Origin of the sequence: Streptomyces noursei (assembly GCF_001646665.1) — a bacterium.
GTDB classification, from domain to species: domain Bacteria; phylum Actinomycetota; class Actinomycetes; order Streptomycetales; family Streptomycetaceae; genus Streptomyces; species Streptomyces lavendulocolor.
Window position 1 is genome coordinate 1 of sequence record NZ_LWBU01000260.1, and the last position, 22763, is coordinate 22763.

At 74.9% G+C, this 22763-nt stretch carries 19 protein-coding genes and 1 pseudogene; 10 read left to right on the forward strand and 10 right to left on the reverse strand.

Features of this window, described 5'->3' with window-relative positions; translation table 11 throughout:
* Positions 1-117: 117 nt before the first annotated feature.
* Positions 118-1062, forward strand: a pseudogene (locus tag A4V12_RS35175) (lysylphosphatidylglycerol synthase transmembrane domain-containing protein); the annotation flags it as partial.
* Here the strand turns inward: A4V12_RS35175 and A4V12_RS38845 are convergent.
* Both A4V12_RS38845 and A4V12_RS18045 read right to left on the reverse strand, forming a co-directional pair.
* Complete coding sequence (locus A4V12_RS38845) at positions 1006-1896, reverse strand: dihydrofolate reductase family protein (protein ID WP_107415430.1); 891 nt, start codon at positions 1894-1896, stop codon at positions 1006-1008. The pseudogene A4V12_RS35175 and the gene A4V12_RS38845 sit on opposite strands and share 57 nt — an antisense overlap.
* A complete protein-coding gene (locus A4V12_RS18045; RefSeq protein ID WP_107415432.1) occupies positions 1893-2633 on the reverse strand; it encodes a creatininase family protein in 741 nt (246 codons plus the stop codon). The genes A4V12_RS38845 and A4V12_RS18045 overlap by 4 nt, the downstream gene beginning before the upstream one ends.
* 88 nt (positions 2634-2721) lie before the next feature.
* On the opposite strand from A4V12_RS18045, the gene ribA reads away from it, so the two are divergent.
* The 5 genes from ribA to A4V12_RS18070 all read left to right on the forward strand — a co-directional run bounded on the left by ribA (position 2722) and on the right by A4V12_RS18070 (position 8792).
* The gene (gene ribA / locus A4V12_RS18050; RefSeq protein WP_064070392.1) at positions 2722-3402 is read left to right on the forward strand and encodes a GTP cyclohydrolase II; all 681 of its coding nucleotides are present in this window, start codon (positions 2722-2724) and stop codon (positions 3400-3402) included.
* Positions 3403-3511: 109 nt separating this feature from the next.
* Positions 3512-4072, forward strand: a complete 561-nt coding sequence (locus A4V12_RS18055) for a hypothetical protein (protein WP_064070393.1) — start codon at positions 3512-3514, stop codon at positions 4070-4072.
* Between the two features lie 91 nt (positions 4073-4163).
* Complete coding sequence (locus tag A4V12_RS18060; protein ID WP_064070394.1) at positions 4164-5717, forward strand: DUF4331 domain-containing protein; 1554 nt, start codon at positions 4164-4166, stop codon at positions 5715-5717.
* A gap of 103 nt (positions 5718-5820) precedes the next feature.
* Positions 5821-7194 (forward strand): tetratricopeptide repeat protein, encoded by a 1374-nt coding sequence (locus A4V12_RS18065; protein ID WP_064070395.1) that lies wholly within the window; start codon positions 5821-5823, stop codon positions 7192-7194.
* On the forward strand, positions 7191-8792 hold the full coding sequence (locus A4V12_RS18070) for a sulfite exporter TauE/SafE family protein (RefSeq protein ID WP_064070396.1): 1602 nt from the start codon (positions 7191-7193) through the stop codon (positions 8790-8792). Before A4V12_RS18065 ends, A4V12_RS18070 begins: the two co-directional genes overlap by 4 nt.
* Here A4V12_RS18070 and A4V12_RS18075 read toward each other — a convergent pair.
* The 3 genes from A4V12_RS18075 to A4V12_RS18085 all read right to left on the reverse strand — a co-directional run bounded on the left by A4V12_RS18075 (position 8764) and on the right by A4V12_RS18085 (position 14671).
* Positions 8764-11229, reverse strand: a complete 2466-nt coding sequence (locus tag A4V12_RS18075) for a SpoIIE family protein phosphatase (RefSeq protein WP_064070423.1) — start codon at positions 11227-11229, stop codon at positions 8764-8766. The genes A4V12_RS18070 and A4V12_RS18075 overlap by 29 nt on opposite strands.
* 2 nt (positions 11230-11231) lie before the next feature.
* On the reverse strand, positions 11232-13358 hold the full coding sequence (locus A4V12_RS18080) for a SpoIIE family protein phosphatase (protein ID WP_064070397.1): 2127 nt from the start codon (positions 13356-13358) through the stop codon (positions 11232-11234).
* Between the two features lie 89 nt (positions 13359-13447).
* Positions 13448-14671 carry an MFS transporter gene (locus A4V12_RS18085; RefSeq protein WP_064070424.1) on the reverse strand — a complete coding sequence of 408 codons (1224 nt, stop codon included), beginning with the start codon at positions 14669-14671 and terminating at the stop codon, positions 13448-13450.
* A gap of 82 nt (positions 14672-14753) precedes the next feature.
* On the opposite strand from A4V12_RS18085, the gene A4V12_RS18090 reads away from it, so the two are divergent.
* Complete coding sequence (locus A4V12_RS18090; RefSeq protein WP_064070398.1) at positions 14754-15557, forward strand: alpha/beta fold hydrolase; 804 nt, start codon at positions 14754-14756, stop codon at positions 15555-15557.
* Positions 15558-15711: 154 nt separating this feature from the next.
* Positions 15712-16077 (forward strand): transglycosylase family protein, encoded by a 366-nt coding sequence (locus A4V12_RS18095; RefSeq protein WP_079137111.1) that lies wholly within the window; start codon positions 15712-15714, stop codon positions 16075-16077.
* A gap of 40 nt (positions 16078-16117) precedes the next feature.
* Here the strand turns inward: A4V12_RS18095 and A4V12_RS18100 are convergent, their stop codons facing one another.
* The 4 genes from A4V12_RS18100 to A4V12_RS18115 all read right to left on the reverse strand — a co-directional run bounded on the left by A4V12_RS18100 (position 16118) and on the right by A4V12_RS18115 (position 20675).
* Positions 16118-17029 carry an AAA family ATPase gene (locus A4V12_RS18100; RefSeq protein WP_079137112.1) on the reverse strand — a complete coding sequence of 304 codons (912 nt, stop codon included), beginning with the start codon at positions 17027-17029 and terminating at the stop codon, positions 16118-16120.
* A complete protein-coding gene (locus tag A4V12_RS18105) occupies positions 17020-18240 on the reverse strand; it encodes an RNA ligase (protein ID WP_064070399.1) in 1221 nt (406 codons plus the stop codon). The genes A4V12_RS18100 and A4V12_RS18105 overlap by 10 nt, the downstream gene beginning before the upstream one ends.
* Positions 18241-18312: 72 nt before the next feature.
* Positions 18313-19611, reverse strand: a complete 1299-nt coding sequence (locus A4V12_RS18110; protein WP_064070400.1) for a glycoside hydrolase family 16 protein — start codon at positions 19609-19611, stop codon at positions 18313-18315.
* Between the two features lie 263 nt (positions 19612-19874).
* Positions 19875-20675, reverse strand: a complete 801-nt coding sequence (locus A4V12_RS18115; protein ID WP_064070401.1) for a LysR family substrate-binding domain-containing protein — start codon at positions 20673-20675, stop codon at positions 19875-19877.
* Between the two features lie 81 nt (positions 20676-20756).
* Between A4V12_RS18115 and A4V12_RS18120 the strand changes: the two genes are divergently transcribed.
* Together A4V12_RS18120 and A4V12_RS18125 are read left to right on the forward strand one after the other, a co-directional pair.
* The gene (locus A4V12_RS18120) at positions 20757-21161 is read left to right on the forward strand and encodes a DUF5997 family protein (protein ID WP_064070402.1); all 405 of its coding nucleotides are present in this window, start codon (positions 20757-20759) and stop codon (positions 21159-21161) included.
* Positions 21162-21269: 108 nt separating this feature from the next.
* Positions 21270-21755, forward strand: a complete 486-nt coding sequence (locus A4V12_RS18125) for a CBS domain-containing protein (protein WP_064070403.1) — start codon at positions 21270-21272, stop codon at positions 21753-21755.
* A gap of 105 nt (positions 21756-21860) precedes the next feature.
* Here the strand turns inward: A4V12_RS18125 and A4V12_RS18130 are convergent, their stop codons facing one another.
* Positions 21861-22715 (reverse strand): UbiA family prenyltransferase, encoded by an 855-nt coding sequence (locus A4V12_RS18130; protein ID WP_064070427.1) that lies wholly within the window; start codon positions 22713-22715, stop codon positions 21861-21863.
* Positions 22716-22763: the final 48 nt, after the last annotated feature.

Below are 22763 nucleotides of genomic sequence, written 5' to 3' on the forward strand. Positions count from 1 at the left end.
CCGGGACCGGACCCCGCGGTACGGCGCCCCGCGGCGCGGGCGGGTGGGGGCGCGGAGGTGCGAGCCGCCGAGGGGCCGGGACGTCCGGCCACGGCGGAACGGGCGCCGCTGGCCGCCATGCGGCCGGGCGGCCCGGCGGTGCGGGGCGCCACGGTGCGGGCGCGCGTGGGTGCGGCGGTGCGGCGGCGTCTCGGGGTGGTCGCGGGGGCGGCCGTCCTGGCGGTGGTGGTGTGGTGGCAGGGCGTCGGTGCCTTCGTGGACGGGTTGCGCGGCGTCGACGGTCCGGCCCTCGTGGCCGCCGTGGGCATCGGCGTGTGCACGACCGTGCTGAGCGCGTGGCGTTGGTGCCTGGTGGCGCGGGCCGTGGGCGTACGGCTGCCGTTCGGGCGGGCCGTGGCGGACTACTACCGCGCCCTGTTCCTCAACGCGGTGCTGCCCGGCGGGGTCCTCGGTGACGTGCACCGCGCGGTGCGGCACGGGCGCAGCGCCGGGGACATGGGCCGGGGGGTGCGGGCGGTGGTCCTGGAGCGGGTCGCCGGTCAGGTGGTCCTGGTCGCGGTGGGTGCCGTGCTGCTGCTCGCGTCGCCCTCGGCGGTGCCGGCCCAGGCGCGCCCGGCCGTGACCGGCGCGGTCGTGGTGGCGCTCCTCGGGGGCGGGCTGGCCGCGGTGGTGGCCGTCCGGCGGCGTCGCGGCCCGGCCGCCGCGGGACGGGACGCCGCCGGGGAGTCCGGGCGGCCGCCGGGCCCCGGCGTCTGGGCGGGCGTGCTGCTGTCGTCCGCCGCGGTGCTGGTGGGGTTCCTCGCGATGTTCCTGCTCGCGGCCCGCGCCGCCGGGGTCACGGCGCCGGCGGGCGTGCTGCTGCCGCTGATGGTGCTGGCCCTGCTGGCGATGGCGCTGCCGCTGAACGTGGCCGGCTGGGGGCCCCGGGAGGGGGCCACCGCCTGGGCCTTCGGCGCGGCCGGGCTGGGCGCGGCCCAGGGCCTGTCCGTGTCCGTGGTGTACGGGCTACTGAGCCTCGCCGCGAGCCTGCCCGGCGCGGGCGTGCTCGTGGCCGACCGGTTCACCCGGGTCCGGCGTGCCCAGGTCGAGCTCGAAGAGGGTGTCCTCGCCGAGCCGGACGCGCCGCGTGGGGGGACGCAGCGCGTCCCGCATCAACGCGGGCCCGGGGAAGGCCAGTCCGGGCACGCCGTCGCCGAGCAGGACGGGCGCCACGGTGACGTACAGCCGGTGCAGCGCACCCTCGTGCAGGAAGCGCGAGACGGTGACGCCGCCGCCCTCCACGAGTACGCGGCCCAGACCCCGGGCGGCCAGTTCGCGCACCAGGTTGCGGGGCGCGAACGCCGCGCGGTCGGGCAGGGTCAGCACGTCCACCCCGTCGCGGCCCGCCACCTCGGGCCCCCGTCCGCAGGCGGCGCCCACGACCCACAGGGTCGGCGCCGCGCCGTCGGTGAACAGCCGGTGCCCCAGCGGTACCCGGCCGTGCGGGTCGAGCACGACGCGCACGGGGTCGGTGCCGGGGCAGGCGCGCACGGTCAGCCGCGGGTCGTCCGCGACGGCGGTGCCGGCGCCGACGACCACCGCGTCGGCGAGGGCACGCATCCGGTGCAGGTGCGCCCGGTCCTCCTCGCCGGTGACGTAGTCGGCGTCCCCGGTGCGGCTGGCGATGAAGCCGTCGAGGCTCTGGCCGAGCTGGGCGAAGGTGAGGCGGGGGCCGGCCAGGCACAGCGGAAGGTAGCGGTCGGCCAGGTCGTCCGCGCCCGGCGTACCGTGCCGCCAGCGCATCCGGCCGTCGGGGCCGGGGACCAGACCGGCGGACACGGCGTCCGCCACGGACCGGATGCCCAGCAGCCGCTCCCATGCCGCGTCCGCGTCCACGACGCGGTGGTCGCCGGTCACCGGGCGTCCCGCCGGGAGTCCGCGGACAGCAGCGAAAGGTATTCCCCGAATGATTCGGCGAGAGCGGCCAGCAATTCTTTCCCCTTGGTGGCCGTCGCCCGGGAGGGGCGGCCTATGACTCCGGATTCCGTATAGGCCCGCATACCGAGCGAGAGCAGATGCTTGCGGTCGCCGGAAGTCCAGTCGGAGGTCTCGTATCCGGGCCGGACCAGTTCCGGATGGTCGTGCAGCAGAATGGAGGTCTCCAACTCGCCCGCGTGCATATCGCTGTGCGCGGAGGTGAGTACTCCCGCCTTTTCCCTCGCGACGTCCCAGTCGGCCGATCCGGGGAACAATGCCATTCGCGTTCCGCTGCCCGCGGACTCCTGCACCACATTGCGCAAAACGTAATTCCCGCCGTGCCCGTTGATCAGGACGAGGTTCTCGATTCCGGACCGGCGGAGCGAGGCGGCGACGTCCCGCACGACGGCGTACAGCGTGGCGGCGGAGATGCTGACGGTCCCCGGCCAGTCGGCGTGCTCGTGCGAGCAGGAGATCGTCACTGGTGGGAGCAGGTGCACCGGGTGCGCGGCCGCGACCTCGCGCGCGATGGCGCAGGCGACGACGGTGTCGGTCATCAGGGGGAGGAACGGGCCGTGCTGCTCGAAACTCCCTATGGGAAGGACGGCGACCTCGGCGTGAGATCCTTCCACGTCGTCCGTCGTCGTCTCCAGCGGCAGCATACCCAGTGCCGGCATCCGCGGCTGCGGAACCCTCATCTTCCCCGCCCCTTTCCTCTCGTCAGTTTCCCACCCACTGCCGGAGGTTACCCGATAAGATCGGCCCATGATAGGTACCGAAGATGTGCTCCATGACACCACTCGCCGGACGGGCGTCGAACACGTGGTGAATGTGCAGTTGTCCACCGAGTACGGCGATTTCCTTGCCGCCGGTTATCTGGACCATGACGGGGGCGAGGAACAAATAGCCCTCATCCACGGGGACATAGCGGGCGAGGACGTCCTCACCCGTCTCCATTCCGAGTGCCTGACCGGGGACGCCTTCGGCTCCCGGCACTGCGAGTGCGGCGAGCAGCTGTCCGCGGCGCTGCGCGCGGTGGTGAGCGAGGGCCGGGGCGTCGTCGTCTACCTCCGGGGCCACGAGGGGCGCGGCATCGGCCTGTTGGCGAAGCTGCGCGCGATGCGGTTGCAGGCGGAGGGGCTGGACACCGTCGAGGCGAACCTCGCTCTCGGGCTCCCCGACGACGCCCGCGACTACCGCGGGGCCGCGGGCATGCTGCACGACCTCGGAGTGCGGTCGGTGCGGCTGCTGTCCAACAACCCCCGCAAGCGGGACGCGTTGCAGCGGCACGGCATCGCGGTCCGCGAGCAGGTGCCGCTGCTCATCCCGCCGCGCACGGAGAACCTCTTCTACCAGGTGACGAAGCGGGAGCGGCTCGGCCACCACCTCCCCCACCTGCCGGTGGAGGTGAGCCGCACGGCGGAACCGTCTCCGACGGCGGGATGAGACAAGCTCGCTCGCGCTGCGTATTGCCTGACGACGAAGCAACACAACGCGGTCCCCGTCACCTCCGGATCGCGACGGAAGGCATGTACCCCCCGCGAGGAGCACCGCCTTGTACGTTGACGACGACCAACCCCCGCGCACCCCGGGCGCGGAACCCGGCTCCGCACAGTCGATCATGGACTCCTTCCAGCGGGTGCTGGACGACCTGGACGCCGCCCGCGCCGAACTCCACCGGACCGGTGGGCTCGGGACAACGGCTCCGCCGCATGTGACGGTGGAGCCGTTGTGGGCGCGCGAAGCGACACACGCGGAACACGGGCACGAGCACGAGTACGCCCCGCCGGCCGAGGCGCAGAAGCGGCGCTGGGCCGGTACCTGCGGCGTCGGCGCGGTGGGCGGGCTCCTGGTGGTGTCCTCGATGCTCGGCCACGGCGCGCTGGGCGCCCTGGGCGGCGGCGATGCCGCGCCCGCCGACAGGCCCGGCCGGCCGCCCCACCAGGACGTGCGCGGCACGGAGGACGGCGCCCGCACCGGCGGGCGCGAGACCCCGCGGCGTACGTACCGCATCCCGCGGCTCCAGCCGGGCGGTGGCACCCACGGGCACTACGCCGTCGAGGTCCGGACCGTCGCGGCCCGCTTCCAGGATCCGCCGGCCGCCGGGCCGCGATGAGACCCCCACACCGAACACAACGGCCGCTGCGCACGTACTGGTCCGACAAGCAAGCCGGAACGGACGCGATGACTCATGAAGGACGGACGAGATGACCGCAAGCTCAACCCCCGGAAGCGGACGGATGCCGCGGATCAAGGGCGTCGCCCTGCTGACCTGCGGTGCGCTGGCCGCCGGAGCCCTGGCGGCCGCCGGAGCGGGCATGCTGCTGCCGGAGACGGCGCGTGCCTCCAGCCACCGGGAGGCCCCCCTGATATCGGGGCAGCCGCAGTTCGACACCACTGACGTGTACGCGTTCGTCAGTCCCGACCATCCGGACTCGACGACACTCGTGGCCAACTGGCTGCCGTTCCAGGAACCGGCGGGCGGGCCCAACTTCTTCCCGTTCGCCGAGGACGCGCGCTACGACATCCACGTCGACAGCGACGGCGACGCGCAGGACGACCTGCTGTACCGGTTCACGTTCAAGGACCACCGCAAGAACGAGAACACCTTCCTCTACAACACCGGGGCCGTGGAGAGCCTGGACGACCCGGACCTCAACTTCACGCAGACGTACGACATCGAGCTGCAGCGCCTGAAGCACGGGAAGGTCGCCTCGCACCACCAGCTGGCGAAGGACCTGCCGGTCGCGCCGTCGAACGTCGGCAAGGCGTCGATGCCCGACTACCAGAAGCTGCGCGACCAGGCGGTGCGGAAGGTCCCCGGTGGTCTGAAGGCGTTCGCCGGCCAGGCCGACGACCCGTTCTTCCTCGACCTGCGGGTCTTCGACCTGCTGTACGGCGGCGACCTGTCGGAGGTGGGCAACGACACCCTGAAGGGGTACAACGTCAACACCATCGCCCTCCAGGTGCCGAGTTCGTACCTGCGGGAGTCGGAGAAGCAGCCGGTGGTCGGCGTCTACGCGACGACCGAGCGCAGGAACGCCGAGGGCGAGTGGACGCGGGTGTCCCGGCTCGGCATGCCGCTGGTCAACGAGGTCGTCAACCCGGTGAAGGACAAGGACAAGTTCAACGCCTCGTCGCCGGAGAACGACGGGGACTTCCTGAAGAACGTCACCGAGCCGGAGCTGCCGAAGCTCATCGAGGGCATCTACAAGATCAAGGCACCGGCGGAGCCGCGCAACGACCTCGTCTCGGTGTTCCTCACCGGTGTCGAGGGCCTCAACCAGCAGCCCGGCGGCAAGCCGTCGGAGATGCTGCGCCTCAACACCTCCATCAAGCCGGTCGCCGAGCCCAAGCGCCTGGGTGTGCTGGACGGTGACAACGCCGGCTTCCCCAACGGGCGGCGGCTGACCGACGACGTGCTGGACATCGCGTTGCAGGCCGTCGAGGGCGAACTCGTCGGTGCCAAGAACGACCTCGGTGACGCCGTCGACGCCAACGACAAGGAGTTCGGCCGCACCTTCCCCTACGTCGCCCTGCCCACCGCCGGCTCCGACGCCAAGGCGGCCGAGGCGTCGACCAAGGCGGACGCCACCGGCCTGTCGGGCGGGGTGTCGTCGCTCACCTCGTCGTGGGACGACAACACCGTGATGCTCGCGTCGGCCGCCTCGGGGGCGTTGCTGGTCCTGCTCGTCGGCTTCGGCCGGGCGATGTGGTCGCGCTCCCGCCGCCGGCCCGAGCAGCGCTCCTGGCTCGGCTGACACCCCGGCCCCTCCCTCCCCCCATGACGGCCCGGCAGCGTTCCTTCCCCCCACGGCGCTGCCGGGCCACCACATCCGGCGCAACACCAGGAAGGCACAACCGATGCTCGTACGGAAGCCGCAGTTCGCCCGCTGGGACGGGCGGCACGGGCGGTGGCGGATCGCGGCGGTCGTGGCGGTGGCCCTCGGGCTCACCGCCGGCTCGGTGGCTTCGGGCGCCGACGGCGACGCCACCCCGCGGCGGGCCGCACCGGCGCTCGCGGCGGTCGTACCGGTGGAGCGGCTGGCGGCCGGGGACCTGGCGCAGGGCATCGCCGCGCTCCAGCGGCACCTCCGGGACCAGCCGCGGGACGCCACCGGGTGGGCCACCCTGGGCGCGGCGTACGTCGAGCAGGCGCGCACCGGGGGCGATCCCACCCGGTACCCGCAGGCCGAGAAGGCGTTCGGGCGCTCGCTGGCGCTGCGCCCGGCCGCCGGGAACGACGCGGCCCTCGCCGGCCTGGCGGCGCTGGCGGCCGCGCGGCACGACTTCGCCGGGGCGCTGGGCCTGGCGGACCACGCGCTGCGGGTGAACCCCTACAGCGAGCGGGCCCTGTCCACCCGGGTCGACGCCCTCGTCGAACTCGGCCGCTACGACGCGGCGCTGGCCGCGGTACGGCTCGCGGACCGGCGGCGGCCCGGCATCCCGGTGTTCACCCGGTACGCGTACGTCCTCGAACTGCGCGGCGACACGGACGGCGCCCGCCGGGTGCTGCGGCGGGCGCTGGAGTCCGCGTACACCCCGGCCGACGAGGCGTACGTCGCCACCGCCCTCGGCCAACTGGAGTTCGGCCGCGGGCGGTTCGAGGAGGCGGCGGGGCACTTCGGGACCGCGCTGCGCGCCGATCCGCGCAACGTGGCGGCGCAGGAGGGGCGGGGACGCGCCCGCGCCGCGCTGGGGGACACCACGCGCGCGGTCGCCGACCTGGAGGACGTGGTGCGGCGCCACCCCCTGCCCGGCCAGCTCGCCGCGCTGGGCGAGCTGTACGAGGCGCTCGGCCGGCGCGAGCACGCCGGGGAGCAGTACGCCCTCGTGCGCACCTGGACCCGGCTGGCCCGGGCCAACGGTGTCGCCACCGACCTCGAGTCCGCCCTCGTGGAGGCGGACCACGGCGACGCCGCCGAGGCGCTGAAGGCGGCCCGCGCCGAATGGGCGCGCCGCCAGAGCGTCCACACGGCCGACGCGCTCGCCTGGGCGCTGCACACCGCCGGCCGGCACGCCGAGGCGCTGACGTACGCGAAGAAGGCGGCCTCCCTCTCCCCCCGCTACCGCAACGCCTCCTTCCTCTTCCACCGCGGCATGATCGAGCGCGCCCTGGGCGACGACGCCGGAGCGCGCCGCGACCTCGCTGCCGCGCTCGCGCTGAACCCGGGCTTCTCGGCGACCGGCGCCCGCGAGGCGAAGGCGGCCCTGACCGCGCTGGAGGGGACGTCATGACCCGCCGCCGGACCGCCCGGGCCCTGGTCACCCTGCTGGCGGGCACGGCCCTGGCGCTGCTGCCCGCGCAGGCGGCGCAGGCCCACCCGCTGGGGAACTTCACCGTCAGCCAGTACGACGGCCTCCTCGTCGCCCCGGGGAAGCTCACCGTGGACCACGTGGAGGACCTCGCCGAGATCCCCGCCTCGCAGGAACGCGGGCGCATCGACGCCGACGGCGACGACCGGCTCTCCCCCGCCGAGCTGTCGGCGTGGGCGGCGGGCCGCTGCGACACGGCGGCGCAGGACGCGCGGCTCGTCGTCGGCGGCGGTGACGCGCGTGCGCTGTCGGCCGCCGGCGCGGAGGCCGAAGTGCGCCCGGGCCAGGCGGGGCTGGAGACCCTGCGGGTGACGTGCGTGCTGACGGCGCCGCTGCCGCGCGCGGACGAGACGCGCCTGGGCTACGCGCCGGCGGCGGTGGCGGCCGGCCCGGGCTGGCGCGAGATCACCGTGCGGGGCGACCGGATGACACCGGCCGGTGCGGGCGTGCCGGCCGAGTCGGTGTCCCGGCGGCTCACCGCCTACCCCGACGACCTGCTCTCCTCGCCGCCCGACTCCCGGTCGGCCGCCTTCACCGTGCGGGCCGGCGGTCCGGCCGCGGCCGCCGGGCCGGACGAGGAGGCGGGGTCCCCGGTGTCGGGCGTGCTGCCCAGGGGCGCGGACCGCTGGGCGCAGGCGCTCACCGGGCTGGTGGCCCGGCACGAACTGACCGCCGGGTTCGCGCTGCTGGCGCTCGGTGCGTCGGTGCTGCTGGGCGCCATGCACGCGCTGGCCCCGGGGCACGGCAAGACGATGATGGCCGCCGCCGCGGCGGCGGGGGGCCACCGTTCCCTGCGGGACATGCTGACGCTCGGGGCTTCCGTGACCCTCACCCACACCCTGGGCGTCTTCGCCCTGGGTGCGCTGATCACGGCCGGGTCCGCCGCTGCGCCCACGGTGGTGTCCTGGCTGGGCATCGCCAGCGGCACGCTGGTCGCCGTGGCGGGCGGTCTGCTGCTGCGACGGGCCTGGCGCCGGCGCCACCACGCCCACGGGCACACGCACGGCCACGCGCATGGACACGGGCACGGGCACGACGGGCAGGGGCAGGAACACTCCCACGAGCACGCGCACGAACACGCGCACGCGCAGGGCCACGGTCACGGTCCCGGCGGACACGACCACGGCCACCATCACGGTCACCCGCACCCCCACCCGCACGGGCACAGCCACACCCCTCCCGCTCCCGGCCTGCGCGGGGTGATCCTCATGGGTCTGGCCGGCGGCCTGGTCCCCAGCCCGTCCGCCGTCGTCGTGCTGATCGGGGCGGCCGCCCTCGGCCAGGCGTGGTTCGGCCTCCTGCTGGTCCTGGCGTACGGCGCCGGGGTCGCGCTCACCCTCGCGGGCGCCGGGTTCGCCGTGGTGCGGCTGCGGGAGACCACCAGGCGGCGGCTGGTGCGCCGGCCGCGCGGCCGGCTCGTGGCCCTGGCCAACCGGATGGCGCCGCTCGGCACGGCCACCGTCGTCCTGGTGCTCGGCTGCGGACTGGTCCTCAGAGGGGCGGCGACGGCTCTGGCCTGACGGGCGGCAGCGCCTGCTCGGTCCAGATGGTCTTGCCCTCACGGGTGTACCGGGTCCCCCACCGCTCGGTGAGCTGGGCCACCAGGAACAGTCCCCGGCCGCCCTCGTCGGTGCTGCGCGCCCGGCGCAGGTGCGGGGAGGTGCTGCTGCCGTCGGACACCTCGCAGATGAGGTGGCGGTCGCGGATGAGCCGCAGGGTGATGGGGCCGCCGCCGTACCGGTAGGCGTTGGTGACCAGTTCGCTGACGATCAGTTCGGTGGTGAAGTGCATGTCCTCCAGGCCCCACTCGGTGAGCCGGGCCTCCGTCAGGGTCCTGGCGCGGGCGGCGGCGGTCGCCTCCGCCGGCAGTTCCCAGGTGGCCACCTTCTCCTCGGCCAGGACCCGGGTGCGGGCGACGAGCAGGGCGACGTCGTCGGTGGGGTGGTCGTACAGCAGTGCCTCGCGCACCGCGGTGCAGGTGTCCTCCAGGGCGCGGGCCGGGCCGGTGAGCGCGGCGCACAGGTCGGCCACGCGCTCGTCGACGTCGCGCTCGTCGGTGCCCCGGTCGCCGGCCTGGACGAGGCCGTCGGTGTAGAGGGCGAGGAGGCTGCCTTCGGCGAGGCTCAGCTCGGCGGACTCGTACGGCAGCCCGCCGAGGCCCAGGGGCGGGCCGGCGGGCAGGTCGAGGAGGCTCGCACGCCCGTCGGGGGTGACGACCGCGGGCGGCGGGTGGCCGGCACGGGCGAGGGCGCAGTTCCGGGAGACCGGGTCGTACACGGCGTACAGGCAGGTGGCACCGACGACCTGACGGGAGAGGTCGTCGGTCGGCTCCTGTTCGGCGGCCAGCCGGTCCACGAGGTCGTCGAGGTGGGAGAGCACCTCGTCGGGGGTGAGGTCGAGGTTGGCGAGGGTGTGGACGGCGGCCCGCAGCCGGCCCATGGTGGCCGCGGCGTGGATGCCGTGCCCGACCACGTCGCCGACGACGAGGGCGACCCGGAGCCCGGAGAGCGGGATGATGTCGAACCAGTCCCCGCCGACGCCGGCCGTGGCGTCGGCGGGCAGATAGAGGTGGGCGACGTCGACCGCCGGGTGCCGGGGCACCGTGTGCGGGAGGAGGCTGTGCTGGAGGGTGAGCGCCGCCTGGTGCTGCTGGGTGTAGCGGCGGGCGTTGTCGATGCAGACGGCGGCGCGGGCGGCGAACTCCTCGGCGAGCGTGACGTCGTCCTCCTCGAACGGTTCGAGGCGCCGGGACCGCCAGAGGCTGAGCAGGCCGAGCACCAGGCCGCGGGCGACCAGCGGCACGGCCAGGTGGGAGTGGGCGCCGGGCCCGGGGGCGCCCCCCGTCCGCTCCGGCTCCATGGAGGGGGAGGCGGCCGGGCCCTCCGGGCCGGTGTCCAGGACCGGTTTCCGCCCGGCGAGGCAGCGGGCCTGGACCGTGCCCGGCGGGACGTCCATCGTGCGGCCCACCGGGTGCATGTCGTCCGCCTCGTCCGGCGGTACGGTGCGGACGGCCGCGCGGACGAGCGGTCCGGTCATGTCCCGGAGGGGTTCCTCGCCGCGGGCCACCGGTTCGAGCAGGTCCACGGCGACCCGGTCGGCGAGGCCCGGGACGGCCACGCCGGCCAGTTCCCGGGCCGTCTCCGCGACGTCCAGGGTGGTCCCGATGCGGGCGCTGGCCTCGTTGAGCAACGCGAGGCGGCGCCGGGCGAGGTGCCGGTCGGTGACGTCCTCGATGGTCTGGGTCACGCCGAGGATCCGCCCGGCGGGGTCGTGCAGCCGGAAGGCGGACACCGAGACGACCAGCTCGCGGGCGGGGTCGCGGCGCAGTACGCACGGCTGCTCGGCGAAGACGGAGGACCGGCCGGTCTCCAGGACCTCCTTCAGCTGGTCCTCGACGGTGTCGGTGTCGCGCGGGATCAGGAAGTCGCTGGTGCGCAGCCCGCGGTGCTCCTCGGCCCGCATTCCGCTGAACTTGGCGATCGCCCGGTTGACCCGGAGGATCGTCATGTCCGGCCCGTGCACGGCCAGGCCGATGGGTGAGCGGCGGAACAGGCCGTCCAGGACGGACCGGTCCGTCTCCCACTGGATCACGTCGTCCGCGGGGGCGCCGACGAGGAACCACTCGCGGTGGTCGGCGTCCCGGGCGATGGCGCGGACCCGGCACCCCACCTCGACCCGCCGGCCGTCGCGGTGGCGGACGGGTACGACCCCGAACCAGCCCTCGCCGCGTACGCAGGCGGCCACGGCCTCCATGACGACGCGTTGGTCGCGCGGGTCGACCAGGAAGCCGGCCGCCCTCCGTCCCAGCGCCTCCGCGGCCGGGTAGCCGAGCAGGGCCTCGGCCCGCCGGCTCCAGCCGACGACGGCGCCGCGGTCGTCCAGCACCGCCGAGGCGGAGCGCCGGACGGCGAACGGGTCTTCGGGACCTTCGCTGAACGTCGTCACCGGTGTGTCCATCGTCACCACTCTTGCACCATACGTTCCGAGATGTGCAGGTGGTCGCGGGCGACGCGGCCCGTCGGCGGATCGGTGGTGTGACGCGCCCTCGCCAGGAGCACCGCCACGTCGTCCTGTGCCACCGAGGGCAGCATGCGGCCGAGGACGCGGTCGCAGATCTCCTCCAGGGGCCGGTCGAGGTGGCGCAGCGACCTGGCGAGCTGTTCCATGCCCTGGTCGAGGTCCCGGTCCCGGGCCTCGATCAGGCCGTCGGTGTAGAGCACGAGCAGGCTGCCGGGGCCCAGGGGGACGCGTTCGGTGCGGAAGTCCCGCACGCCGGTCCCGAGGGGTGTGCCGGGCGGGCCGTCGAGGAAGGCGATGGTGCCGCCGGGGCCGGCCACGGCGGGCGGCGGGTGGCCGGCCCGGGCGATGACGCACTCCTCGGCGGCCGGGTCGTGGACGGCGTACACGCAGGTGGCCATCTCGTTCTCGCCGAGGTCGGACACGGCGGCGTCCAGGGAGGCGAGCATGCCCACCGGGGGGACGTCGTGGCGGGCGAGGGTGCGCACGGCCGTACGGAGCTGTCCCATGACGGCGGCCGCGTGGATGCCGTGTCCCATGACGTCCCCGATGACGAGGCCGGTCCTGCCGCCGGGCAGGGCGATGGCGTCGAACCAGTCGCCGCCCACCTGGTGGTCGCTGGTGGGCAGGTAGCGCCCGGCGAGTTCCAGGCCGGGCACGTGCGGGAGGGCGTTGTCGGTGAGGCTGCGCCGGAGGGTGAGGGCGGCGTCCCGCTGGCCGGTGTACATCAGCGCGTTGTCGATGTTCAGTGCCGCGCGGGCGGCCAGGTCGTCGATGAGGACGCGGTCCTGCTCGTCGAACGGCTCGCGGGCGCGGGTGCGGGTGACCACCACGGCGCCGAGGACCTTGCCGCGGGCGACCAGCGGGACCAGCCGTGCGGAGCCGAGGCGGTTGAGGTAGCTGCGCAGCCGTTCCGCGCGCGGGTCGCTGACCAGGGCCGGGATGTCGCTCTGGTGGAGGTCCATCGGGCGTCCCTCGGCGATGACCCGTTCGTAGACCGAGCCGAGCGGGATGCGGTAGGTGATGCCGACCGCCAGCGCGTCGGCGGGGGCGGAGGGGTCGTCGAAGGCCATCGCGACCCGCCGGGTCATGCCCTGGGTGGACGCGCCGGCCTCGTCGGGGTCGAGGACCTCCTCGCGCAGGTGGACGTCGGCGGAGTCGGCCAGCCGGGGCACGAGCAGGTGGACGACCTCCTCGGCGGTCTGCCGCAGGTCCAGCGTGGTCCCGATCCGGGTGCCGGCCTCCGCCAGGAGGGCGAAGCGGCGGCGTGCCCGCTCGGCCTCGACCTGCGCCCGCTGGCCGTCGGTGATGTCGATGAGGGAGGCGACCACGCCGAGGCGCCGCCCGGTGCCGTCGAGGAGGGGCGCGTAGGAGCAGGACCAGGTCCGTTCGTGGTCCGGGTCGGCCGGGGTGCGGCCGGTGCGGCGGACGTCGACCACCGCCTCGCCCCGTTCCAGGACCTCCCGCATCACGGCCTCCAGCGCGGCGGCGTTGATGCCGGGGGCGACCTCGGTGAGGCGTTTGCCCAGGTGGTCACGGGCGGAGACGCCGTTCATACGGGCGAGTGCCTCGTTGACCCGCAGGAAGCGCAGGTCGGGGCCGAGCAGGGCGAGGCCGATGGGCGACTGGCTGAACAGCCCTTGCAGGGCCGCCAGCGAGTCGCGCATGTGGAGGACCTCGGAGGTCTCCACGGCGATGGCGAGGATGCCCGTGCGGCCCCGGCGGTCGGCGGCGGGGCAGATCCACATCTCCATCGTCACGGGATGCCCGTCGCGGTGCAGGACGGGGAGGGTGGCCACCACGGCGTCGCCCGCCCCGACCCTCCGGGCCAGTTGTTCGGCCAGTTCCCAGTTGGACTCGGGGACGAGGGCGTGCTTCGCGTGCCGGCCCAGGATGTCGGCGGGCCGGTGGCCGAGGACGTCCTGCGCGGCCAGGGACCACTCGACGACGTTTCCGTCCGCGTCGGTCCGCCACAGGGCGATCGGGAGCAGGTCGCGGAGCACGCCCGCGCGGCCCACCGCGGTCAGGGGCTGATCCGGTGCGCCACTGGTCGACTCGTGCGTGTCCAACGCGATGACCTCACCACCGGGGTGCGACGCCGGTTCATGGGTTCATGTCTCACGGGCTCACATACTGAGAAATCATCTTATACGAGGCGTCACTCCTGGCGACTCGTCGCGGGGTGCCGGACGAGGTGCAGCGCGGTGGCCGCGACGAGCACGGTCACGCAGGCCGTGAACGTCAGCCCGGCGCGCTCCAGGCCCACCCACATCGTCAGCGCGCCGACGCCGACGACCGGCAGCGAGATGCCGGTGTAGGCGACGACGAAGAACGACGAGATGGTGGCCGCACGGTGCGCGGGGGGCGCCGCGTTCCCGACGGCGGTCAGGGCGGCGCGGAAGGCGAGGCCCTGGCCGAGCCCGCCGCAGACCGCCCCGGCCACCATCAGCGCCAGGGACTCGGCCCACAGCGACGCGCCGACGAGCAGGAGGCCGCCCACCAGCACCAGGCACCCCAGGGGCAGGGCGGTGCGCACCGGCACCCGGCCGGTGAGCGCCTGGCCCACGGTGGAGGAGAGGAACACCGAGAAGACCACCAGCCCGGAGACGGCCAGGTTGCCGATGCCGAGGGCGTGGGAGACGAAGCTCGGCGCGACGGCGGTGAACAGGCCGAGGAGCGAGAACCCGGCGAACGCGGCGAGGGACGCGGGCGCGAAGACGCCCCGGACCTGTGCGGGCACGTACAGCCCCTGGGGCCTGGGGCGGGCCTTCGGCCGGGGGTCGGGAACGGTCTCCGGCAGGAGCAGGACGATCACGCAGGCCACCGCCACGAGCCCGAGGTGCACCAGGAACGGCAGGGTCAGGGGCAGCGGGGCGTACTCGGCGAGGAACCCGGACAGCAGGGGGCCGCAGCCGAGGCCGCCCATGTTCGCGGCCGTGGCGGCGAGACCCGCGCGGGACCTGCGCCCGGGCGGTGCCAGCTCCAGCACCGTGACCGTGCCCGCCCCGCTCAGCAGCCCGGCGGAGAAGCCGGACAGGACGCGGCCGGCGAAGAGGGCGGGCAGGCCTCCCTCGAGCAGGAAGCACACCGCGCTCGCCGCGGCGAATCCCAGCGCGCACAGCAGGACCGGGCGGCGGCCGGCCACGTCGGAGTGGTTGCCCGCCAGCAGCAGGGTGAGGATCACCCCCACGGCGTACGAGGCGAAGACGACCGTCACCATCAGCTCGGAGAAGCCCAGCTCCTGGCGGTACAGGCCGTACAGCGGGGTGGGGAGCGTCGTCCCCGCCATGCCGATGGCGAAGACGGTGGCCGCCGCCAGGTACCCCGGACGGCGGTCGCGGCGGGGGCGGTCGCCGCGGGGCCGGGGAGAAGTGCGCGTCATGACGATCACACTAAGGACGAAGGGTGATCATTCCGGGAGAACGGGACGCGGGAATCGCCGCACGCTACTCGGAGGGCGGGCAGTGGAGGAGCACAGGGCCGCGGAGCGCGTCTTCCGGCACCGCGGGGCCGAGCTGGTCTACGAGGACCGGGGCCGCGGTCCCCTCGCGGTGTACGCGCACGGCGGATTCGCCGGCCGGGCGGCGGAGGACCGGATGGGCCTGTTCGACTGGGATCCGGTGGTACGCGCGGGCCGGCGCCTGATCCGGTACGACGCCCGGGCCCACGGCCGCTCCACCGGCGCGCCGGTGGACGCCGACTACACCTACCCCGCCCTCGCCGACGACCTGCTCGCCCTCCTCGACCACCTGGACGCGGACGGGCCGGCCGACGCGATGGGCTCCTCGATGGGGTGCGGCACGGTGCTGCACGCCGCCGTCCGGGCGCCGGACCGGTTCTCCCGCCTGGTGCTGCTCCTCCCGCCCACCGCCTGGACGACCCGGGAGGCGTACGCCCGGGCCAACCGGCGGGCGGCGGACACCGTCGAGCGGGAGGGCGCCGCGGCGTGGCTCGCCGCCCGGGCGCGCGGGCCGCGGCCCCCTGCGGCGTCCGGCGTCCCCGACGTCCCGCCGACCCCCGGCGAGCGGGTCCTGCCGTCCGTGCTGCGCGGTCTGGCCCAGTCCGACCTGCCGACCCCGGAGGAGCTCGCCCGGCTGCGCCTGCCGGCCCTGGTGCTGGCCTGGGCGGACGACCCCGGTCACCCGCTGTCGACCGCCGGGACGGTGGCGCGGGCGCTGGGGGCGGACCTCCGGGTCGCCCGCAGCCGGGCCGAGGTGCGGGACTGGGGGCGGATCGTCGCGGACCACCTCACCGGGACGGGCCGCTGACCGGGCGTCAGCCGCGGGGCCGAGGTCCGGTTCCGCGCGCCCGCAGACCCGATGGGCCCAACACCGCGTGCCGGGTGCCGCACCCGCCCCTACGGTCGTAGTCACCCAGCCGGTCCCTTGCCGGGGGCGGGCGCGACCCATCCAGAGGGACCTGATGCACCGTCACACCAGCAGGACCGGCAGCGGACGCGCCCTCGGCGGGCTCACCGCGGCAGCGCTGTGCGCGTCGGCCGTACTGGCGCTCCTCGCCCCCACCGCCGCCCAGGCCGCCGGGCCACGCCCGGGCGGGCGGGTGGACTGGGACGCCATCGCGAGGTGCGAGTCCAACGGCCGCTGGCACGCCAACACCGGCAACGGGCACTACGGGGGCCTGCAGTTCAAGCAGTCCAGCTGGGTGGCGGCGGGCGGGCTGCGGTACGCCCCCCGGGCGGACCTGGCCACCAGGAGGGAACAGATCGCCACCGCCCGCAGGCTCGCGGCGATGCAGGGCATGGGTGCCTGGGCGTGCGCCCGGCGCTGAGAGGCACGGCACCGGAGCGCATCCGACGGCGGCGTACGGCTCAGAAGTCGCCGTAGGCGACCTGCCACGTCGGCAGGCCCATCCGGCGCCAGACGGCCACCACGCGGTCGCGGTCGTCGAGGGAGACCCGTACCGCGAAGCGGTGGCGGACGTGCCGGTCGAACAGCTCGGCCTTCACCACGTCGTCGCGCCGGTGGTCCCCCGCGGCCCGCATCCACAGCTCGTCGTACGGCACCTCGTGGCGCCGCAGCCACTCCTCGGTCGTCTCCCGGTGCTCCTCGCCCCGTCCGGAGAGCAGCACGACGACGTCGTCGTCGGCGCGCCGGAAGGAGCGCAGGGCCTGCCGCACCGGGACGTTGAGCAGGTCCTCGCCGCAGCGGGTGAAGTCGTACGGACCGCGGTCCCCCCGCAGCGCGAGGGTGCCGTCGATGTCGCAGAGGACCGCCGACGGCAGCGACGGGTCGGGGACGTAGGGCTCCACGGGCACCTGGTCGTTGAGCCAGGCACCGGTGAGCCGCCAGCCGCCCCGGCGGGCCGTCGCGTGCTTCTCCGCGAGCAGCCGGATGATCTCCTCCCCCACCGGCCGGGCCCGCTCGCCGTCGCGCCGTACGCACTCCTCCACCGGTACGCCGGTGAAGTCGTGCACGACGAACGTGGCCCGTCCCGCGACGGCGGCTTTGAGGCGCCTGGGTATGTGGGGCGTCAGATGGGTGTTGTCGACCACCACGTCGAACCCGCCGTCGACGGCCGCGCGGACCGCCGCATCCTGGACGGCGAGCACGGTCTGCTCGTGGGCCCGGGAGTTCCGCTCCCCGGTGGGCAGGTCCATCATCGTGCGCAGGTCGTCGAGGTTGACCCGGCGCAGCCGGCCCCCCGACTCGGTCTGGAGACGGCGGGCCTCGGTCGTCTTCCCGGAAGCGGGCAGGCCCGTCATCACGTGCACTACGGGCACTGTCGGTTCTCCTCGTCGTCTCTGAAGGGGTCGGACGCCCGCGGGCGCACCGAACGGTACGTCACGAGCTCCGTGGGGCGCCCGTCCAGGCGCAGGAACATGGCGGGCCGGACGGCCGCGTCGGGCAGCTCCCGCACGGCGCGCGCGAAGGCGGCACGGTCGCCGGCGAGCGGAGCGAGGGCCCGGTACGCGTCGTCGATGGCGCGCTCCCGGTCCGCCACCTCCTTCTCGATCCGCGCGGTCACCTCGCGCACCCAGGCGTCGAACTCGTCCGGCACCTGCTCCAGCAGGGCGTCCAGCGGACGGCCGCCGGACGCGGCGAGTTCCTCCGGCGAGCAGCCCAGCGCCTGCACCAGCTGCGCGGCGGGCAGGTGCGCGAAGCGCTGGACGCCGTGGCCTCGCCAGACGTCCCGTTCGGTGACGCCGGTCAGCACCTTGTGGAGGCGTACGTACTCCGGGAGTTTGGCCTTCGCCCGCACCCCGGACGCGAAGCGCAGGACGAAGCCCTCCGCGTCGGTGCCGGTGGCGACCCCGCCGCCGGGCAGCGTGCCGGCCTCCATGAGGGCCAGCAGCTCGGCGAGCGGCATCGGCGGGCGGACCGTGACCACGGACCCGACGGGCTGCCACGCGGGAGCGGCCTCGGCCAGGGGTATCTCCGTGCCGTCCTTGCCGAAGGCGGCGAGCAGCACCAGGTCACGGCGGTCGCCGTAGTCGACGACGATGCGGTTCTCGGGGTAGAGGATCTCCGCCAGGTACGTGACGCCCGGGGTGAGGGCGGTGGTGTCCCTGCCGTCGAGGCGCCGCTGCGCCCAGGTGGCCTGTGTGCTGGTGAACGAGCCCTTGGACGCGACCCGCCACCGGTCCGCGTAGTGGAAGACCACGGCGAGGCTGCCGTCGACCTTGTCGTACACCTCGAACGGTTCGTCCGGCAGCGCGGGGGCGTACGGCCGGCCGGCCCGGTGTTCCCCGACGTTGAAGAACTTGGGCAGGGGCAGCGCGACGACCTCACCGGTGGTGTCGTCGGCGACGAGCCCGCGGCAGCGCGTGGTGACCCGGTTCCAGACGCCCTCGTACTGGCACGTCCTGGTGTACGTGTAGAGGGACAGCGGCAGTTCGGGGTGCGTCTTGCGGGTGACGTGCCCCGCGTCGAGCGCTGCCGCCAGTTCCCGCGGCGGCAGCAGCTCGTGGAGAGTCAGGGATGCCTGGCTCATGGTTTCCTCCCGTTCGAGATGCCGCATTCTCGCTGCCGGGAGGGCGGGGACGACAGTTGTTTTCGTCCGTGCTCAGCGCGTGACGGTCCATTTCTGGTTGGCGGCGCCGGTGCAGGTCCAGATCTGCAACCCGGTGCCGTTGGCGGAACCGCCGCCGGCGGCGTCGAGGCACTTGTTCGCCTGCGGGTTGACGATGTCCCGGGCGCCGGGGACGGCCCACTGCTGCGCGGGGGTGCCGTTGCAGTCCCACAGCTGGACGCGGGTTCCGTCGGCCGTGCCGCCCGATGCCACGTCCAGGCACTTGCCGAGGGCGCGGATGGTGCCGTCGGAGCCGACGGTCCAGTTCTGCGCCGCGGTGCCGTTGCAGTCGTAGAGCTGCACGGGCGTGCCGTTGGCGGTGCCGGCGCCGGCCACGTCCACGCACTTGCCGCCGATGCCGGTGATGGGGCCGCCGGTCTGGCCGCCACCGGTGGTCACCCGTACGTGATCGACGAGGAGTTGCTGGGGGAGGACGGTGCTGCCGTCGGGGTCGCCGGGCCAGTAGCCGCCGACCGCGAGGTTGAGGATGAGGAAGAACGGCTTGTCGAAGACCCACTGCCTGCCGCCGAGGTCGGCCGGGGTGCGCCGCTGGTAGACGGTGCCGTCGACGGACCAGGTGATGAGGCCGGGGCTCCAGTCGACGGCGAAGGTGTGGAACGCGTCGGCGAACGCCTGGCCGTTGGGGAGGGTGTGGCCGGCGCCGATGCCGCCGGAGCCGGAGTAGCCGGGGCCGTGGAGGGTGCCGTGGACGGTGGACGGTTCGAAGCCGACGTTCTCCATGATGTCGATCTCGCCCGAGGCGGGCCAGCCGACCTGGCCGATGTCGTTGCCCAGCATCCAGAAAGCGGGCCACATGCCCTGCCCGCGCGGGATCTTCATCCGGGCCTCGACGCGACCGTAGGTGGTGGTGAACCGCCCGGCCGTGTTGAGCCGGGCGGAGGTGTACTCGCACCGCCCGTACCAGCACTGGTAGTTGCCCGGGTTCTCCCGGCGGGCGGTGATGACCAGGTTGCCCCGGCCGTCCAGGGCCGCGTTGCGGTTGCCGGCGGTGTAGTACTGGCGCTCGTGGTTGTTGACGTTGTCGCCCGTCTCGGTCTGCCACTTCGCGGCGTCGACGGCGGCGCCCGCGGGCCCGTCGAAGTCGTCGGAGAACGTCACGGCGGCGGGCGCGGTCGAGGCGGGCGCCGCCGCGCCCGCCGGGACGGACGTGCGGGCGGGCACCGGTGCGGGGGCCGGGCCGGGCGCCGGGGCGAGTGCGGTGGAGAGCGCCGCGAGGGTGAGCAGCGGGGCGAGCGGCAGCAGCAGGCGCCGGAGGAACCGTGGGGAGTCCATGACTCTCCCTTCCTGGACACGACGGGCTGTCATGACATGCGCATGACAGTTGGGGGCCCGAGCGGAACCGAGCGGGGCAGGGGTTGGTTCACTACGTGATTCAAGGAGTGAGCGAAGACCCTGTCAAGGGTTTGGTCCAGACCGCGCGGCCGGGCAGGGAACGGGAATCGGCCCGGGAGGGCGCGGGCCCGGCCGGGCCGGCGGCGGGGAGTCACCGGGACGGCGAACAGCCGGGCGGCAACGGGGATCAGCGCCGTCCGCACCTACGACCGGCCGCGCGGCCCGCCCCGCTTCCCGCCCTTGCCGGCGCCCTTGCCACCGCTCTTGGGAGCGCCCTTGGCGGCGCCCGAGCCGCCGCCGCGCGAGCCCTTGCCGGCCGGCTTGCCCGCCGCGGGCTTCCGCCGGGCGGCACCGCTCCTGTCCTGGCTCCCGCCCGCGGTCCGGGCCGGGGCCTGCGGGCCGCGCGTGCTGTTCACCGTCCGCCCCCGGACGATCCCGATGAAGTGCTCCACCAGGTCGGTGGTCGCGTCCTCCGGCCACGACAGGGCCACGCGCGACTGCGGGGCGTCCGTCACCGTCCGGTAGGTGAGGTCCTTGCGATGGTGCAGGCGGGCCAGCGACTGGGGGACGACCAGCAGCCCGATGCCCGCCGCCACCAGCTCGACGGCGTCCGCGGTCGTGGCGGGACGCTCCTTCGCGGGCACACCCGGCGGGCGCTCCCAGCCCAGGGTGTCGTCGAGCGGATGCAGGACCACGTCGTCGGCCAGGTCCTCGGCGGACACCTCCTCCGCCGCGGCCACCAGGTGGTCCTTGGGGACCACGACCACCGTCGTCTCGGTATACAAGGGGATGGCGCTGAGGTCGGTCCGGTCGATCGGCAACCGCACGAACCCCGCGTCGGCCCCGCCCGCCCGCAGCGTGCCGGCCGCTTCCGCGGCGGACACCTGCACGAGGGTCAGCGGGACGTCGGGCAGCCGCTCGTTCCAGATCCGCACCCACTTGGTCGGCGTCACACCCGGGACGTAGGCGAGCCGGAACGCGGGGGATACATCCGAGCCTGTCACCCCGCCAGGTTACCGGTCGTGATCGGAGGCCGTGCACACGCGGTGGTCGGAGGTCGCGCACACGCTCGATACCCTTGACGCATGAAGTCGCACCAGACCACCCAGACCATGAAGCCCGCCACGGCGGCGAAGAAGCTGGGTGTGTACCTCGAGGCCACCCCCGCCGAGTTCCAGGAGGGCGTCGTCTCCCGCGCCGAGCTCGCCGCGCTCCAGGCCGACCCGCCCGAGTGGCTGCGGGAGCTGCGCCGCGACGGCCCGCACCCCCGGCCCGTCGTCGCGGCCAAGCTCGGCGTCTCCATCTCCGGTCTCGCGCGCGGCGGCGTCACCGACCCCCTCACCACCGAGCAGATCGAGGCGCTGAAGGCCGAGAGCCCCGAGTGGCTGGTGCACGAGCGCACGGTCCAGGCCGAGGTCCGCAAGGAAGCGGTGCGGATCAAGGAGAAGCAGGCGGAGCGCGCCGCGCAGACGCAGTCGCCCCGCGACTGACCCCCGCCGGGCGGGGCGCCCGGACGGCCGCCCGGCGCGCGCGTCCCGGCCGCCGGGCCTACGTTGGAGACGTGCAGGCGTCCCGTCCCGGCGGTGAGGTGGGCCGACATGCGTGCCTACGATCTGGCTGAGCCCTATCCGTACGTCACGACCGACGACAACGCCCTCGACGCGGCGCGGCTGCTGGCCGAGAACTCCCTGCCGGCCCTGCTGGTGCTCGACGCGGACGGCCTGCCGCACGCCATCGTGCCCGGCTCCCAGCTCCTGCGGCAGCTGCTCCCCTCGTACGCGATCGACGACCCGCTGCTGGCGTCCTCCGTCGGCGACCGGATCGACACGGAGATCGGCGAGCGGCTGGCCAGCCTCACGGTCGCCGAATGGGTGCCGCGGCGGCTCTTCCCACCCCCGTACGCCGGGCCGGACGCCACGCCCATGGAGGTGGCGGCGCTGATGGCCCGCACCCACAGTCCGCTGGTCGCGGTGGTCGAGCGCGACGGCGGCGGCCGGGTCCAGCTCCTGGGCACGGTGACCGCCGCCCGGCTGGTCCGGTACTTCCTGGTACGGCTCGGGCAGCCGGGCACCACGGAGGGGTGAGCGTCCCACCGGCACGCCCGCGCACCCGCGCCGGCACCACGCGGACCACCCGCACCGCTCACACCGCGCGGACCACCCGCACCGCCCGCACCGCCCGCACCGGTGTCAGGTGATCGCCGCGCCCCGCGCCACCAGCAGCGCCACGTCGATGCCCGCCACCACCACGGCCGCCACGAACGGCACCCGGGGCCGGCCGCGCCCGACGAGGGCACCCGCCACGGCCACCGCCACCGCCGCTCCTGCCGCGCCGGCCGCACCGGGGCCGCCCGGCCGCGGCCCGGCGAAGGCCAGCAGCAGGGAGGCGAGCACCAGGGGTACCGGCAGCAGCCGGCGCACCCGCGCCGGGCCGAGCCGCTGCGGCCACCCGCGCACGCCCGTGACGAGGTCGTGGCCGATGTCCGGCAGCACGTTGCCCAGGTGCGCGCCGACCCCCAGCAGCATCCCGGCGGCGACGACCCACCAGGCCGGCCACGGGCCGCCCGGAAGGCTCAGCGTGACCAAGGCGGGCAGGGCGGCGAACCCGGCCGCGTACGGCAGCCATGACCACGCCGTCGCCTTCAGGCCCAGGTCGTAGGCCCACGCGGCGGCCACACCGGCGAGGTGGACGCCGCCCGCGAGCGCGCCGCAGGCGAGGGAGAGCGGTACGGCGAGCACCAGCGCCACCACGGCCGCGCAGCGCACGGTGCCCGCCCCGACGGCTCCGGACACCACCGGCTTCCCGTGCCGTCCCGCGGCCCGGTCCCGTCCGGCGTCCACGGCGTCGTTGCACCAGCCGACCGACAGCTGACCCGCCAGCACCGCGGCGGCGACCGCGAGACAGCCCCGCCCGTCGTGCCCGGCGGCCGCCGCCAGCACCGTCACCAGCACGGTGACGGCCGCGGCGGGACCCGGGTGACAGGCCGTCAGCAGGCCGGTGACGGCACCGCCGCGTACCGGAACGGGCTGTTCGGTGGCGTTCACGGGCCGAGCGTAGGCCGCGAGGGCGCCCAACGGGCGAACGTGCGGTAC

Coding starts and splice junctions, on each gene's coding strand:
- A4V12_RS18095 (WP_079137111.1), top strand. CDS start 15,712: ATGCACCGTCACACCAGCAGGACCGGCAGCGGACGCGCCCTCGGCGGG.
- A4V12_RS18045 (WP_107415432.1), bottom strand. CDS start 2,633: ATGCCGGCACTGGGTATGCTGCCGCTGGAGACGACGACGGACGACGTG.
- A4V12_RS18070 (WP_064070396.1), top strand. CDS start 7,191: ATGACCCGCCGCCGGACCGCCCGGGCCCTGGTCACCCTGCTGGCGGGC.
- A4V12_RS18105 (WP_064070399.1), bottom strand. CDS start 18,240: ATGAGCCAGGCATCCCTGACTCTCCACGAGCTGCTGCCGCCGCGGGAA.
- A4V12_RS18125 (WP_064070403.1), top strand. CDS start 21,270: ATGCGTGCCTACGATCTGGCTGAGCCCTATCCGTACGTCACGACCGAC.
- A4V12_RS18060 (WP_064070394.1), top strand. CDS start 4,164: ATGACCGCAAGCTCAACCCCCGGAAGCGGACGGATGCCGCGGATCAAG.
- A4V12_RS18120 (WP_064070402.1), top strand. CDS start 20,757: ATGAAGTCGCACCAGACCACCCAGACCATGAAGCCCGCCACGGCGGCG.
- A4V12_RS18085 (WP_064070424.1), bottom strand. CDS start 14,671: ATGACGCGCACTTCTCCCCGGCCCCGCGGCGACCGCCCCCGCCGCGAC.
- A4V12_RS18110 (WP_064070400.1), bottom strand. CDS start 19,611: ATGGACTCCCCACGGTTCCTCCGGCGCCTGCTGCTGCCGCTCGCCCCG.
- A4V12_RS18065 (WP_064070395.1), top strand. CDS start 5,821: ATGCTCGTACGGAAGCCGCAGTTCGCCCGCTGGGACGGGCGGCACGGG.
- A4V12_RS18075 (WP_064070423.1), bottom strand. CDS start 11,229: ATGGACACACCGGTGACGACGTTCAGCGAAGGTCCCGAAGACCCGTTC.
- ribA (WP_064070392.1), top strand. CDS start 2,722: ATGATAGGTACCGAAGATGTGCTCCATGACACCACTCGCCGGACGGGC.